This is a genomic window from Bradyrhizobium sp. Ses1 (assembly GCF_059512365.1).
On sequence record NZ_JCAMOQ010000004.1, the window covers coordinates 312,393 to 327,054 of the forward strand.

Here is a 14,662-nt window from a genome sequence, read left to right on the forward strand (position 1 = left end):
CGCCGTCATGGCCGGGCTTGTCCCGGCCATCCACGTGCGTCAACATGCGACCATGCGTGGGGGCTACGTCTACATTCTGGCAAGTGCAGCGAACGGCATCCTGTATGTCGGCGTGACGAACGATCTCGTTCGCCGCATCTACGAGCACCGAAACGGCTTGGTCCCTGGATTCACCAAGAAATATTCGGTGAAGCGCTTGGTGTATTTCGAACGGTACGAAGACATCCAAACTGCCATCCAACGCGAGCACAATATGAAGCACTGGCCGCGCAAGTGGAAGGTTAGGCTGATCCTGGCCGGCAATCCCGAGTGGAATGATCTGTACGAGACGATCACCCAGTAGCGGGGCTTGTTGCTTCCCATTGTTGGTGAACTGCTTCCACCCGCGTCATGGCCGGGCTTGTCCCGGCCATCCACGTCTTTCTTTGTGGGAGGCTGGAGAAGGGCGTGGATGCCCGGCACAAGGCCGGGCATGACGATGGAGAGGTTACCAGACGGAGAGGCGTGGATGGCCGGGACAAGCCCGGCCATGACGGCGGACTAGGGAGCTAAGGCCGAGGAAAGCCCCAGCGCTACCCAAAATACCTGTCCAGCACGCCGCGATAGACTTGCGTCAGCTTTTCCAGATCGGCGACCGGCGTGCGTTCGTTGATCTGGTGCATGGTCTGGCCGACCAGGCCGAATTCGATCACCGGGCAATAGCTCGAGATGAAGCGGGCATCCGACGTGCCGCCTGAGGTCGAAAGCTCCGGCTTGTGTCCCGTCACTGCTTCGATCGCTGCCACCGCAAGGTCGGTGAACGGGCCGGGCTTGGTGACGAACACGTTCGAGTTCGATGGCTCCCACACGATGCGGGCGCGGATCCGGTTGCCGCAGGCTTTGACGAGGCGTTCCTCCACCAGCTTGCGCAGGCTCTCCTGGGTGTGATTGTCGTTATAGCGGATGTTGAATTTCGCCCGCGCCTGGCCGGGGATGACGTTGCTCGCGGCATTGCCAACGTCGACGGAGGTGAATTCGAGGTTGGAGGCCTGGAATTGTGCGCTGCCGTTATCAAGCGGCTCGTCGCTCAGCGCCACGATCAACCTCGAGATGTCCGGCACCGGATTGGAGGCGCGGTGCGGATAGGCGACATGGCCCTGCACGCCCTCGACGTGGAGCGTGCCGGATTGCGAGCCACGGCGGCCGACCTTGATGGTGTCTCCGAGCACCTCGACATTGGATGGCTCGCCGAGCACGCAATGATCGAACTTTTCGCCGCGCTCGGCCGCCCACTTCAACAGCTTGATCGTGCCGTTGATGGAAACGTCCTCCTCGTCGCCTGTGATCAGGAATGAGATTGAACCCCTTGGCCTGCCGCCATTGTCCCTGAGATATTCGAGCGCCGCGGCGACGCTGCAGGCGATGCCGCCCTTCATGTCGACGGCGCCGCGGCCATAGAGGAAGCCGTCCTTCACCTCGCCGGAGAACGGGCCATGCGTCCAGGCAGACTCGTCGCCCGGCGGCACCACATCGGTATGGCCGGCAAAGGTAATGTGCGGCGCCTGATCGCCGATACGTGCATAGAGATTGTCGATGTCGGCGGTGCCGGGCTCGCTGAAGGTGACGCGGTGCACCTCGAAGCCGGCGGCGTTCAGGATGTTCTCGAGCACGCCGAGCGCACCGGCGTCGGCGGGCGTGACGGAAGGGCAGCGGACAAGGTCGCGCGTGATGGAGATGGCATCGGTCATGCTTCCGGACTTAACACGTCACCGCGGCGGCGGGCCAGCCTTGCGCGGCATGCTCCCGACTTCGTGTTGCGGCTCTGCGACGCAGCCGATCAGCCTGCCGCGACCTTGGCGCGGCCCCGCACGGTGAGCAGACCTGCCAGTGCAAGCAGCGCAAAGCCGGCACCCGCGAAGAAGGTGCCTTGCGGTCCGGCACTGTCCCACAATGCGCCTGCGATCACGCTGGCCACGAGCATTGCGATCCCGCAGAGCAGGTTGAAGAAGCCGTAAGCCGTGCCGCGCAGCTCGGCGGGCGAGGTATCCGCGACAAGCGCCGCCAGCAGTCCTTGCGTGAAGCCCATGTGCAGTCCCCACAGCGCGATGCCGACCGCGGCACCGGTCATGCTGGGCAGCAGCGCGAGCGCAAGATCGGCGACGATCAAAAGCACGATGCCGAACGCCAGCACGGTTGTGCGGTCCATGCGATCGGACACCACGCCGGCCGGATATGCCGCGCCGGCATAGACGACATTCATCAGGACCAGCACGGCCGGTGCGAGCGTAACCGGCAGGCCAACATTCTGCGCGCGGAGGATCAGAAACGCCTCGCTGAAGCGGGCCAGCGTGAACACGCTCGCAATCGCCACCACCCACCAATAGGCCGCGCCCAGATTTCTGATTTCGCTGAGGCTGATTGGATTGCGCACCTCGCGCAACCCTTTCGCCCGCGCGGGTTCACGCACGGCAAACGCGATAAGTGCGAACGACAGCAAGCCAGGAATCACTGCAAACCAGAACACGGCTTTGAAATGGTCTGACGTCAGCCACATCAGGCCGATGGCGATCAATGGTCCGATGAAGGCGCCGACCGTATCCAGCGATTGCCGCAGGCCAATGCTGGCGCCACGCAGATGGGCTGGAGCAATGTCCGCCACCAGCGCGTCGCGCGGAGCGCCGCGAATGCCTTTTCCGATCCGGTCGATGAAGCGCGCGGCCATCAGCCAGCCGACCGTCGACGCCAGTGGAAAGATCGGCTTGGTCAGCGCTGCAAGGCCATAGCCGAGCGCCGCCAGCCATTTTCGCTTGCCGAGCCAATCGGACAGCGCGCCGGAAAATATCCTGGTGATCGATGCCGTCGCTTCGGCGATGCCTTCGATGACGCCGACGGTGACCATCGAGGTGCCGAGCACTGTCACCAGATAGACCGGCAACAATGCATGGATCATCTCCGAAGAGATATCCATCAGCATCGAGACGAAACCGAGCGCCCAGATACCCGGCGGGATGTCGCGAAGGGCTGGTCGGGGGCTCGCCTCAGCCATAGGGATGACCTTTCGAGCGATCATACCCCATGGGCGACCTTGGCTGCGTCTTTAGTCCCGCAGCAATTCGTTGATGCTGGTCTTGGCGCGGGTGCGCTCGTCGACGCGCTTGACGATGACGGCGCAGGCGGTGGCCGGGCCCGGCTGTCCATTCTTCATCGGCTTGGGCGGCAAGGTGCCGGGCACGACGACGGCATATTCCGGCACTTCGCCGACAAAGGTCTCGCCGGTCTCGCGATCGACGATCTTGGTGGACGCGCCGAGGAACACGCCCATCGAGAGCACCGCGCCCTTGCGCACGATCACGCCTTCGGCGACCTCGCTGCGGGCACCGATGAAGCAATCGTCCTCGATGATCACGGGCTCGGCCTGCAGCGGCTCGAGCACGCCGCCGATGCCGACACCGCCGGAGATGTGCACGCGCTTGCCGATCTGCGCGCAGGAGCCGACGGTCGACCAGGTGTCGACCATCGTCGCTTCATCGACATAGGCGCCGAGATTGACGAAGGAGGGCATCAGCACGACGTTGCGGGCGATGAAGGCGGAACGGCGCACGATCGCGCCCGGCACCGCGCGAAAGCCGGCGTCACGAAAGCGGTTCTCACCCCAGCCATCGAATTTCGAGGGCACCTTGTCCCACCACGACGCCTTGCCGGGACCGCCGGGAATCTGTCCCATGTCGTTGAGGCGGAACGACAGCAGCACCGCCTTCTTCAGCCATTGGTTGACCTTCCATTTGCCGCTGGTCTGGCGCTCGGCGACGCGCGTCTCGCCCTTGTCGAGCAGTTCGAGCGCGTAATCCACGGCCTCGCGCACCTCGCCCGTGGTCGAGGTCGAAATGCCGTCGCGGGCTTCGAACGCGGCGTTGACGATGGACTCGAGGGCGGACAGCGACATCGGGCGATTCCTTGAGGCGGGCGGGGAGGGTATTTGGAGCTTTTTCGGGATTTGGCGCGGCGGAGTCAAGGCTGGTTCTGCCGTAGCCGAGATGGAGCGAAGCGCAATCCGGGACTGGTTTCCGCTTGCGAGAACCCCGGATTGCGCTTCGCTCCATCCGGGCTACATTTTCAGCCTGTGGCGCGTAGCCTCTGCAAAAACCCCGTCAGATCGTCCGTGACATGGTCGACATGAGCGGCGTCGCGGCCCTCGAGCTCCCAGTCCTCGCGCACGACTTCCTGCGTCCCGTCGGGCACCACCAGCACCGTGGTCATGCCGAGCTGATGCGGCACGACCAGGTTGCGCGCGAGGTCCTCGAACATCGCGGCGTTGGCGGGATCGACGTCGTGCAGCGCCAGGAAGCGCTGATAGGTCTGCGGCGCCGGTTTCGGCTCAAGCTCGGCGGCGATGATGTCGAACACCGCCTCGAAATGTGCGCCGATGCCGAGACGCGCGAGCACCGCGCCGACATGGTCGGTCGAGCCGTTGGTCAGGATCAGCTTGCGGCCGGGCAGCCTTGCAATCGCGGCGCCCATCGCCGGGTTCGGCTCCAGCGGCGAGTGATCGATCTGGTGGACATAAGCGAGGTAGTCGTCGGCGCGGACGCCGTGCTCGGTCATCATGCCGCGCATCGTGGTGCCGTAGCGGAGATAATAGTCCTTCTGGATGCGCCGGGCTTCTTCCGCCGTGACGCCCAGCCAGTTGCTGACGAACTCGCCGATCCGCGCATCGACCTGCTGCCACAGGTTGACGTGATGCGGATACAGCGTGTTGTCGAGGTCGAACACCCAGGTGTCGATATGGTCGAAGGCGCGGGACATTTTCACCACTCTCTCAACGCGTCGTCCCTGCCTAGGGCGCAATTGCGCCCGGGGCGCGGGGACCCATAACCACAGGGAAGTGTTGTGGCGCGAGCAAGCAGTTACAGCTTCGCATATCACTAAACCCTATGGTTATGGGCCCCGGCCTTCGCCGGGACGACGGCTGATGTTATCACGGCATCGCAAAGCGCAGCGTCTTGCCGCCGCTGGTCATGTCGACCGGCGCAAAGCCTACCGCGGCCAGCCCGCGGGTGGCGCAATCGCCCTGCTCGGCGATCTCGAACTTGCTCTCGCGGGTGCAGAGCTGCGTCGCGCCGCCCCAGTTTAGCGGCTTGTCCTTCAAGCGGATGGTGCGGTTCTCGGCATCGACGGCTTCGGCGAAGGAGAAGATCTGCTTCGGCTGGCCGGTGACGTCGGGATGCAGGCACTTGCCGGGATCGATCCGATACCAGCCGCGGCTGGTGACGGCCTTGCCGTCGTCGGTCGCCACCGCCGCCATGACCTTGTGCGGTGTGTCGTTGCACCAGGTCAGTCCGGTCGCGGATGGCTTCTGCACGGCATCGATCATGGTGGTGAAGAAATTCGGCGATTGCACGACGTCGCTGGAGAGGCCGCGGCTCTTGAGGAATGCCGACAGCGCTCCTTGCGTCTTCGGCCCGTCGACGCCGTCGATCGGCGCGGCATCATAGCCGGCGATCACGAGCAAACGCTGGATGCCGGCAAGCCGCGCCTGCTCCTCGTCATATTCGGAGCCTTCGGCAAGATAGGCGACGAGGTTGCCGTCCTCGGACTGGGTCGGCGTTATCTGCGTGAATTGCGCCGGCGTCTGGCCGCTGCGGCACTGGCGGGCGGCGGCGATGACAAAATTGTCCTGCGCGACGCAGAGCGTGTCGGTGCCGTTTTGCGGGATTGGCGAGGCGCCGTAGACGCCGAGCGCGCGCGCATTCAGAAGCACGCGGTCGGCGGTAAGCGCGCCCTGCACCACGACGCGGCAGGCGGCGGGATCGATGCGGAACCAGCCGCGCGTCGCGGTCGCCGATTTCTCATCGATCCCGATCGCGGCTTCGACCACGTAACTCATGCGGTTGCAGAGTTTCAGGTCGGCGCGCGCCGGCGCGGAGGAAAGCAAGAACGAAAGCGCCGCGGCCGGCACCGCCGTCAGCACTTGAGCTAGAAGGGACCGGGGCGATCTCCTCACCCTCGCCTCGTCATGCCCGGGCTTGACCTGGGCATCCACGCCTTTCGCACGCGGTTGCTGCTGAAAAGACGTGGATGGCCGGGACGAGCCCGGCCATGACGGTGAATAGTAGGACCTGGTCACTTATGGATCAGCGTGCCGGTCCCCTGATCGGTGAACAGCTCCAGCAAGACCGCATGCTGCGTCTTGCCGTCGATGATGACGACGCCCTGCACGCCCTGCTCCAGGGCGTAGATGCAGGTTTCGACCTTCGGGATCATGCCGCCGGAAATGGTGCCGTCCGCGATCAATTTGCGCGCATCCTTTACCGATAGTTCCGGGATCAGCTTCTTGGACTTGTCGAGCACGCCCGGCACGTCGGTGAGCAGCAGCAGGCGCTTAGCCTTCAAGGCGCCGGCCACAGCGCCGGCGAAGGTGTCGGCATTGATGTTCAGCGTCTGGCCGTCCTTTGATGTCGCCAGCGGCGCCAGCACCGGGATCAGCTCATAGCCGATGAGCTGGTTGAGCAGCGTCAGGTCGACCTTCTCCGGTTCGCCGACAAAGCCGAGATCGATCGCCTTCTCGATGTTGGAACCCGGATCGATCATGGTGCGCGTCGTCTTCGACGCCTTCACCATGTTGCCGTCCTTGCCGGAGAGGCCGACCGCCTTGCCGCCGGCCTCGTTAATATAGCCGACGAGCTGCTTGTTGACGGAGCCGGCCAGCACCATCTCGACGATCTCGATCGTCGCCGCATCGGTGATGCGCAGGCCCGCCGCGAACTCGGACTGGATGCCGAGGCGCTTGAGCATGGTCGCGATCTGCGGCCCGCCGCCATGCACGACTACCGGATTGATCGCGGTCTGCTCCAGGAGCACGATGTCGCGCGCAAACGCCTTGGCGGTGTCCTCCGCGCCCATAGCATGGCCGCCATATTTGATGACGATGGTTTCCTCGTCATATTCTTGCATATGCGGCAGCGCCTCGGACAGGATGCGGGCCTGGTCGAGCGGGCTGATCTTCGTGTCGGTCATGGAGCGGGTCTCGCTATTCCCAGAAAGCGGCGTCGGGCGCGGTTCTATCCGATTGGCGCGCGAGGCGCAAAGCGCTGTTCACCCTCTCCCCTTGTGGGAGAGGGGGGCTTCGATGCGGAAGCATCGAAGCCGGGTGAGGGGTCTCCGCGGATAGAGACCCCTCATCCGGCGTGGACTGCGTCCACGCCACCTTCTCCCACAAGGGGAGAAGGGTTAAGTCCGATGCGGCCATGCTGCCGCAAGCGCCAGCACCAGCCAGCTCACGATCAACAGCGTCCCGCCGGTCGGCGCGGCCATTGGAAACAGGCCGTGACCGGCATATTGGCGCAGGCAGAGATCGCCGGCGAACAATGACGCGGCGATGACGAAGCCGATCGCTGAAACAGTCCCGATCGCGCGGTTCAGCAGGCCGCGCCCGACGAGGGCGATTGCCCCGAGCACGGCACTGGCATGAAACAGCAGCATCGACGAGGCGGCTGCAAGCCGCGTCGCATCGGCGAGATGGGCGGATCCGGCCGCCAGCATCACGCCGCAGGCGCCCATGATGCCGGCGAGGACGAGCAGGATTCGATGCAGGCTGTTCATCCGCGGCGCTCTTCGAGCAGGCGCACCATCGCGGCACGCAATTCCGGCATGCCGGTGCCGGTGCGCGAGGAGGTCGCCAAGACATCCGGAAAGGCGGCCGGGTGTTTCGCCAGCGCGGCCGCGGTCTCTTCGATGCGGGCGGCGAGTTCGGAGGCTTTCACCTGGTCCGCCTTGGTCAGCACCACCTGGTAGCTGACGGCCGATTTGTCGAGCGTCTTCAGGACATCGAGATCGACATCCTTGATGCCATGGCGGGCATCGATCAGGACATAGACCCGCGCCAGAGTGGCGCGGCCCTGCAGGAATTTATGGATCAGCGCGGTCCAGGACGCGACCTTGGCTTTGGGTGCGGAGGCATAGCCATAGCCGGGCATGTCGACCAAACGGAAGCCCGCTTTCTCAGGGCCTTCGAAGAAGATCAGTTCCTGTGTGCGTCCGGGTGTGTGCGAGGTGCGTGCGAGCGAGCTGCGGCCGGTGAGCGCGTTGATCAGGCTCGACTTGCCGACATTGGAGCGACCGGCAAAGGCAACCTCGAGCCCCGCCATAGGCGGCAGCGTCTCGATCGACGGCGCGGCCCAGATGAAGTGCCAGTCGCCGGCGAACAGTTTTCGCCCCGCTTCGATCAGCTCCGCATCGGTTTCGGCGGTCATGTGGGAAAGATCTCATTCCGTCATTGCGAGGAGCGAAGCGACGAAGCAATCCATAGCGCCACTTGCTGAGGCATGGATTGCTTCGCGGAGCCTGTCATCGGGCGCGCGTTCGCGCGACCCGGTGGCTCGCAATGACGGCGCTATGTCGCCTTCTTCGCGAAGGTGGCCTTGAGATTGTCGAACAATTCTACCTTCACCCCGTTCCGGTGCATGATGTAGCTCTGCTGCGCCACCGAAAGCAGGTTGTTCCAGGCCCAGTAGATCACCAGGCCTGCCGGGAAACCGGCTAGCATGAAGGTGAAGATCAAGGGCATCCAGTCGAAGATCATCTTCTGCGTCGGATCCGGCGGCGTCGGATTGAGCTTCATCTGGAACCACATCGTGATGCCCATGATGATGGGCCAGATGCCGAGCCAGAGATAATGGCCGAACACCGGGATCGTGGTGGGGTCGAACGGGATCAGGCCGAACAGGGTGAACAGGTTGGTGGGATCCGGCGCCGACAGGTCCTTGATCCAGCCGAAGAACGGCGCGTGCCGCATCTCGATGGTGACGAACAGCACCTTGTAGAGCGAGAAGAACACCGGGATCTGCAGCGCGATAGGAAGACAGCCCGCGATCGGGTTGATCTTCTCCTTCTTGTAGATCTCCATCATCTCCTGCTGCTGCTTCACCCGGTCGTCCGGATAGCGCTCCTTCAGCGCGGCAAGCTGCGGCTGGATCGACTTCATCTTCGCCATCGAGGCGTAGGACTTGTTGGCGAGCGGGAAGAACAACAGCTTCACGATCACCGTCACCAGCAGGATCGAGACGCCGAAATTGCCGAACAGGCGGTAGAACCAGTCGAGCGCCAGGAACATCGGCTTGGTGATGAAGTAGAACCAGCCCCAGTCGATCAGCAGATCGAAATGATTGAGACCGAGCTGCCGGTTGTAGCCGCCCGGCCCAAGCGGGAAGTTGATGCCGACGACGCCGGCTTCCTTGGCGCCGGCGAACAGCCGCGCATTGGCGGTGACGGTGGCGCCGGCCGCGACGGTCTGCGGCTCCAGCAGATAATCGGTCTGGTACCTTCTGTTGTTGTTGACCAGATCGGAGGAAAAGCTCGCCTGCAGCTTGGCCGAGGTGTCCGGCAGCAGTGCGGAAGCCCAGTATTTGTCGGTGATGCCGAGCCAGCCGTCGGTGGCGCTGAAGTTCACCCGCTTGGCGTCGTCGATCTTCTTGTAGCCGAATTCCTGCAGGCCATGATCGCCGAGATAGCCGATCAGGCCTTCATGAAGGATGTAATAGCCGGAAACCTGCGGCGTGCCGTGGCGCGAGATCAGCGCGTAGGGATAGAGCGTGACCGGGGCGCTGCCGGCATTGGTGACGTCATCCTTGATGGTGAAGAGATAGCGGTCATCGATCGCAATCGTGCGGCGGAAGGTCAGGCCTTCGCCGTTGTCGTATTTCAGCGTGACCGGATTAGTCGGCGTCAGCGCGCCGGAACCCTCCTGCTGCCACACCGTGGTCGCGTCAGGCATCCGCACCGTGGCGCCGGTCGCCGGCACCCAGCCGAATTCCGCGTAATAGGGTGCGGCGGTCTGCGACGGCGAGAACAGCACGATCGGTGGTGATTTCGGGTCGACGGTGTCGCGGAATTTCTCCAGCGACAAATCGTCGATACGCGCGCCCTTCAGCGAGATGCTGCCTGACAATGTGGGCGTGTCGATCTTGACGCGCGGGCTGGCCTCGATCGCGGCTTCGCGGCTGACGACCGGCGCGCCGGAGGCCGGTTGCGCGCTCGAAGGCGAAGGCGCCGATCCCGGCTGCGGCGCGGTGCCCGGGGTTGTCTGCTGCGCCGGCGGCGTCTGCTGCTTCTGCAGTTCAGTCTGCGCCTGCTGCTGCGCGCGCTGCTTCTCCATCTGCGGCACGTTGTAGAAATATTGCCAGGCGATCAGCACCAGGCCGGATAGAATGACGGCGATGATGGTGTTGCGGTTGTCGGTCATCTCTTCAAGGTCTCGTCATTCAATTCCGGTTGCCGCCGCTCTTTATATTATTCTGGCTGCGGCCGCTTTTGGCCGGTTGCCGGTCGAGGCGGCGGAGCGCTGTGCGGAGGTCGTCGAGCATGGCCGCGAAGTCGCGGGTTAGTGCATCCCGGCGGCCGACTAACACATAATCATGATGTGGCCGCATCGGTATGACGTCGAGCCGCTGTATCAGCGCGCGAAGCCTGCGCCGGATGCGGTTGCGCTCGGTAGCGGTGCCGTTCTTTTTGGTGACGGTGAAGCCGACGCGGATCGGGCCGTCATCATCACGGGCGCGGCCTTGCAGCACAAAGGCCGGGCTGGTCGCCCGCGCGCCATTGGCAACGGCGACGAAGTCCGCCCGCTGCCTTAGCCGATCCATTTAGAATCTCCGGAAGACGCCCGGGCTCAGGCGCTCAGACGCTTGCGGCCACGCGCGCGGCGCGCGGCGAGGACCTTGCGGCCACCGGCCGTGGCGAGACGGGCGCGGAAGCCGTGGCGGCGCTTGCGCACCAGTTTGCTGGGTTGATAAGTCCGCTTCACGGGTCGTTCTCCGCTGAACAGGCAATCTGCCGATGAATTGAGATAGGTCCGATGATGCTGGCTGGCCCAGAATGGGCCATTCGCGGCCCCAAATGAGCCGCCCCCGGTAAAACCGGGCCATCGCGGACAATTTGCGCGGCTTATACGGGAGCGCCTCCTTTTCGTCAATGTCGGCCAGCACGGCAAAAGCGGTTCTTCGAAAGGTCGTAATTCGCGGAAATAGTCCTGATTCTGTGGGGTTGTTGTCTATGTGGCCCGGCGTTAGCCGGCTGCATCCGGGGCACATGGAACCGGCTTACATTAGCGATCCGTAATTTGACCGGCGATGGTGCACGGCAGCATGCTGAACATGCGCCAAAGAAGGCCTATATCGTGTCAGTGACCGACGATCAGCCGACGACGGAGAAGTCTCGGGCGCAGCCGGTGTACCGGCTTGGCCTGTCCGGCAAGCTTCTGCTGCTCACGATCCCCCTGGTGATGATCGCCGGGATGCTGATCTATGTGCCCGCGATCGCCAACTTCCGGATGAACAGGCTGAACGACCGGCTGGCCGCTGCCAACACCGCGGCGCTGGTGCTCGATGCCGCGCCGTCCGGCTATGTCCCGGAATCGTTGGCGCGCCAGATCCTGACCAGCATCGGCGCCCGTGCGGTGGCGATCAAGATGGGCCAGCAGCGGCGGCTGCTCGCCAGCGCCGACCTGCCGGCTGCGATCGACCATGACGTCGACATGCGCGAGATGTCGGTATGGTCGGCGATCGTCGATGCGTTCCAGATCATGCTGGAGCACGGCGACCAGACCATCCGCGTGGTCGGGCCGGCGCCGGGCCAGGCGCAGTTCATCGAGGTCGTGATCGACGAGAAGCCGCTGCGGCAGGCGATGTACCGCTTCTCCCGCAACGTCTTGATCGTCGCGCTCTTGATCGGGGGCCTCACCGCGGGCCTGGTCTATCTCGCCCTGCATTATTTGTTCGTGCGCCCGATGCGGCGGCTGACCGCGAGCCTGATCGGTTTCCACGAAAACCCCGAAAGTTCGGCGCGGATCATCGTCCCGAGCCAGCGCGGCGACGAGATCGGCGTCGCCGAGCGCGAGCTTTCCGACATGCAGCGCGACCTGGTCTCGATGCTGCATCAGAAGAGCCGGCTGGCGGCGCTGGGGCTCGCCGTCTCCAAGATCAATCACGATCTGCGCAACCTGCTTGCCTCCTCGCAGCTTCTGTCCGATCAGCTCGCAAGCGTCCCTGATCCCAGGGTGCAGCGCTTCGCGCCGAAACTGTTGCGCTCACTCGAACGCGCCATCGCCTTCTGCCAGTCGACATTGTCCTACGGCCGCGCCCAAGAGGCCGCGCCCGACCGCCGCATGATCCTGGTCGAGCCCGTCGTCGTCGAGGTGCGCGAATCGGCAGGGCTTGCCTCGGACGCCTCGATCACCTGGATCAGCGCCATCGAGCGCGGGCTCGCGATCGATGCCGATCCGGACCAGCTGTTCCGGGTGCTGCTCAACCTCGTGCGCAACGCGGCGCAGGCGTTGGAGAGCCGTCCGGCGACCGACGGCGGCGCCCAGCAAATCCGCATCACCGGCCGCCGCGAGGGGACGGTCGCGATCATCGAGGTCTCCGACACCGGGCCCGGCGTTCCCCAGAAGACCCGCGATCACCTGTTCGAGGCGTTCCAGACGTCCGGCCGCCCCGGCGGCAGCGGGCTCGGCCTCGCGATCGCCGCCGAGCTGATCCGTGCCCATGACGGCGAGATTAACCTCGTCGAAGGCACCATCGGCGCCACCTTCCGCATCGCCATCCCCGACCGCCCGGTGGAACTCCAGATCGTCCGCACCGAGCGCGCACGGGCCTGAGGCGGGGCAGCGCTTTCGGCGCAAATCAACCCTAGAACCGCTATTCCAGACCTTGCCAACCGGACCCGGAGCCTGTAGCTAGAGCGCTCTTTCGCTGGTGCGTCCGAGCCTCTCGGACAGACCCCGGGCTCTCAAAGCCCCTCACGCGAAAACGCGCCCGTAGCTCAGCTGGATAGAGCATCAGACTACGAATCTGAGGGTCGGACGTTCGAATCGTTCCGGGCGCGCCAGCATTATCAATCACTTAGGATTTCCCTTCGTCGGTTTTGGGGCTCTGGTTTGCAGGCGGTTTGCAAACTTTGTGCTCTTTGCGTTCTGGAACAACGTCACTGCCTCACCCGCCAGAACGCGTGTGCGAGCAAGATACTTGTCGAGGATGGCCGTCACGGTCTTGAGCGAGTGGCCAGTGATGGCAGCAATCTGCGGCGTGGTGCACCCGGCCTCCGCCAGCATCGTAACGGCGGTTCCGCGAAGGTCATGGAAGTGCAGCTCGGTGATGTCGGCCGCCTTTGATGCCGCCTCCCACTGCGCCTTGAAGTAGCGTGGCTTCCACGGACGGCCGGTCTTGGTGGCCAGCACCACAGCCGAATCGCGTCCGAGGCCATCCAGCATCGCCTTCAATGCTCTGGTGCAGGGTATCTCGACCTTGCGTCCCGTCTTTCCCTGCCGCAGCGAGATCAGCAGGCCATCGTAATTGCCCCACGTCAGGCGCAGCAGGTCGCCTTGCCGCTGGCCAGTGTGAAGCGCGAGGATGAGCGCGCGCTGCAGCTCGACGGGTGCGGCATTCATGAAAGACTTGATGTGTTCTGGCAGCCAGATCATGTCGGAGCGGTCAACGCTATGCAGGCGCCGAAAGCCAGCGAGGTGATTGCTGAAAAGCTGACCGTTTTCCTTCGCCCAGGAGAGCATGGCGGAAATCACACTCAGCCGGTTGTCGGCCTCGCGCTCGCCGGAAGCCTTGGCCACGTCGGCGCGCCAGGACATGAAATCCTGCCGCACGCGAGGATCCTCCAGCGCAGCGAGCGGCAAGTTGCTGAACTTCCCCTCGGCCTTGGTGAGCATGCGCCGATATTCTTTTTGCGTGCTGTCGGCCAATTTCCCGAACTCTGGCGACAGCGTGTAATCGCGCACCAGGCCCTCAAAGGTGCCGGCCCTCCGATCGAGCATCGTCTTCTCGGCCGCGGCATAGTCCCTGATGAACTCGGGTGAGCCGGGATTGCCGCTCAACGGCAGGCCGGTGGCGCGGTGGTAGTAGTAGGTGCGCACCGTGCCGTCGGCGAGACGCTTGCGCACCGTGTTAATGCCCTGGAGCCTAGCCCTTACCATTCGCTCGCCTCCACGCCTCTAGTGGGCTCTCTTCCTGATGCGCGCCGCCATCGCTGGTGTAGATAACAAGCTTCCCGCCCTCGACCTCAATCCGGCTGATGGACAAGCCAGTCGCGATCACACCCTTAACGGTACGTTCGATCTCGGCCTTGCGGATGGTCGCGGAGCGGCTCGCGCGTGACATCACTCGCCCTCGCGGTGGTCGCAGCGCGCAATCTCGAATCGCGTCATGCCGCGACCTCGGGTTTGGCCGCCGGGCGCCAGCCTTCGGGATCCGCGATCCACGCCTCAATTTCGGTCCTGCGATGTACACACTTCTTCGAAGTGATCCGTATCCGCCTCGGAAAACGGCCCTTCTTCTCAAGACGCCGCCGCGTCAGGTCGCACAGCGGTACTAGGCTGTCGACTTCGTCCCTTTCGCAAAAGGGACCTCGCAGTTCAGTCATCGGGACACTCCTTAAAAACCCAATACTCGCGATTAAATCGCGAACATTTTCGATGTTTTTTCGGACCCGACCGTCCGGTTTTCCGGACTTGGCAACTGACTGGCTTCGTGTTGATAGCGTTATTCGCTTTGATTTGGCGATATTCGCTATCAGCATTCCACAGAAAGTGAGCGGTTATTCCATATTAGGGTTCAGACTCAATTGATCCAATAGGCGACGACTGCGGCGATGTGGACGGCAGCCAAGAAGTTTCTGGCGAGTT

At 63.7% G+C, this 14,662-nt stretch carries 16 protein-coding genes and 1 tRNA gene; 3 read left to right on the top strand and 14 right to left on the bottom strand.

Features of this window, described 5'->3' with window-relative positions; genetic code table 11:
- Window positions 1-7 precede the first annotated feature (7 nt).
- The gene (locus AC5ZG5_RS08230) at window positions 8-343 is read left to right on the top strand and encodes a GIY-YIG nuclease family protein (RefSeq protein ID WP_456646628.1); all 336 of its coding nucleotides are present in this window, start codon (window positions 8-10) and stop codon (window positions 341-343) included.
- 229 nt (window positions 344-572) lie between these two features.
- Here the strand turns inward: AC5ZG5_RS08230 and dapE are convergent, their stop codons facing one another.
- The 11 genes from dapE to rpmH all read right to left on the bottom strand — a co-directional run bounded on the left by dapE (window position 573) and on the right by rpmH (window position 10,777).
- Window positions 573-1,727 (bottom strand): succinyl-diaminopimelate desuccinylase, encoded by a 1,155-nt coding sequence (gene dapE, locus AC5ZG5_RS08235; protein ID WP_130229720.1) that lies wholly within the window; start codon window positions 1,725-1,727, stop codon window positions 573-575.
- A gap of 89 nt (window positions 1,728-1,816) precedes the next feature.
- Window positions 1,817-3,025, bottom strand: a complete 1,209-nt coding sequence (locus AC5ZG5_RS08240) for an MFS transporter (RefSeq protein ID WP_456646627.1) — start codon at window positions 3,023-3,025, stop codon at window positions 1,817-1,819.
- A gap of 51 nt (window positions 3,026-3,076) precedes the next feature.
- The gene (dapD, locus tag AC5ZG5_RS08245) at window positions 3,077-3,922 is read right to left on the bottom strand and encodes a 2,3,4,5-tetrahydropyridine-2,6-dicarboxylate N-succinyltransferase (RefSeq protein WP_456646626.1); all 846 of its coding nucleotides are present in this window, start codon (window positions 3,920-3,922) and stop codon (window positions 3,077-3,079) included.
- A gap of 170 nt (window positions 3,923-4,092) precedes the next feature.
- Window positions 4,093-4,791, bottom strand: coding sequence for a pyrimidine 5'-nucleotidase (locus tag AC5ZG5_RS08250; RefSeq protein ID WP_456646625.1), 699 nt, complete (start codon window positions 4,789-4,791; stop codon window positions 4,093-4,095).
- A 163-nt stretch (window positions 4,792-4,954) separates the two neighbouring features.
- The gene (locus AC5ZG5_RS08255) at window positions 4,955-5,947 is read right to left on the bottom strand and encodes a DUF1036 domain-containing protein (RefSeq protein WP_456646638.1); all 993 of its coding nucleotides are present in this window, start codon (window positions 5,945-5,947) and stop codon (window positions 4,955-4,957) included.
- Between the two features lie 152 nt (window positions 5,948-6,099).
- Window positions 6,100-6,993, bottom strand: a complete 894-nt coding sequence (gene argB / locus AC5ZG5_RS08260) for an acetylglutamate kinase (protein WP_028167331.1) — start codon at window positions 6,991-6,993, stop codon at window positions 6,100-6,102.
- A gap of 213 nt (window positions 6,994-7,206) precedes the next feature.
- Window positions 7,207-7,578: a DUF423 domain-containing protein gene (locus AC5ZG5_RS08265; RefSeq protein WP_130226085.1), complete on the bottom strand. Its 372-nt coding sequence runs from the start codon at window positions 7,576-7,578 to the stop codon at window positions 7,207-7,209.
- Complete coding sequence (gene yihA / locus AC5ZG5_RS08270; protein ID WP_456646624.1) at window positions 7,575-8,228, bottom strand: ribosome biogenesis GTP-binding protein YihA/YsxC; 654 nt, start codon at window positions 8,226-8,228, stop codon at window positions 7,575-7,577. Before yihA ends, AC5ZG5_RS08265 begins: the two co-directional genes overlap by 4 nt.
- 140 nt (window positions 8,229-8,368) lie before the next feature.
- On the bottom strand, window positions 8,369-10,216 hold the full coding sequence (yidC, locus tag AC5ZG5_RS08275) for a membrane protein insertase YidC (RefSeq protein WP_456646623.1): 1,848 nt from the start codon (window positions 10,214-10,216) through the stop codon (window positions 8,369-8,371).
- Window positions 10,217-10,235: 19 nt separating this feature from the next.
- Window positions 10,236-10,616, bottom strand: a complete 381-nt coding sequence (rnpA, locus tag AC5ZG5_RS08280; RefSeq protein WP_051397093.1) for a ribonuclease P protein component — start codon at window positions 10,614-10,616, stop codon at window positions 10,236-10,238.
- Window positions 10,617-10,642: 26 nt separating this feature from the next.
- Window positions 10,643-10,777, bottom strand: a complete 135-nt coding sequence (gene rpmH / locus AC5ZG5_RS08285) for a 50S ribosomal protein L34 (RefSeq protein ID WP_008542748.1) — start codon at window positions 10,775-10,777, stop codon at window positions 10,643-10,645.
- Between the two features lie 372 nt (window positions 10,778-11,149).
- Here rpmH and AC5ZG5_RS08290 point away from each other — a divergent pair, with 372 nt between their 5' ends.
- Window positions 11,150-12,628 (top strand): sensor histidine kinase, encoded by a 1,479-nt coding sequence (locus tag AC5ZG5_RS08290; protein ID WP_130226089.1) that lies wholly within the window; start codon window positions 11,150-11,152, stop codon window positions 12,626-12,628.
- A 153-nt stretch (window positions 12,629-12,781) separates the two neighbouring features.
- Window positions 12,782-12,858 (top strand) — tRNA-Arg (locus AC5ZG5_RS08295).
- 10 nt (window positions 12,859-12,868) lie between these two features.
- Here the strand turns inward: AC5ZG5_RS08295 and AC5ZG5_RS08300 are convergent.
- Genes AC5ZG5_RS08300 through AC5ZG5_RS08310 form a run of 3 tightly spaced genes read right to left on the bottom strand, consistent with a single transcriptional unit; the run spans window position 12,869 to window position 14,556 of the window.
- Window positions 12,869-13,954 carry a tyrosine-type recombinase/integrase gene (locus AC5ZG5_RS08300; RefSeq protein WP_456646622.1) on the bottom strand — a complete coding sequence of 362 codons (1,086 nt, stop codon included), beginning with the start codon at window positions 13,952-13,954 and terminating at the stop codon, window positions 12,869-12,871.
- Window positions 13,941-14,138 (bottom strand): KH domain-containing protein, encoded by a 198-nt coding sequence (locus tag AC5ZG5_RS08305; protein WP_456646621.1) that lies wholly within the window; start codon window positions 14,136-14,138, stop codon window positions 13,941-13,943. The genes AC5ZG5_RS08300 and AC5ZG5_RS08305 overlap by 14 nt, the downstream gene beginning before the upstream one ends.
- Before the next feature lie 43 nt (window positions 14,139-14,181).
- Window positions 14,182-14,556 (bottom strand): helix-turn-helix transcriptional regulator, encoded by a 375-nt coding sequence (locus AC5ZG5_RS08310; RefSeq protein WP_496165436.1) that lies wholly within the window; start codon window positions 14,554-14,556, stop codon window positions 14,182-14,184.
- Window positions 14,557-14,662 lie beyond the last annotated feature (106 nt).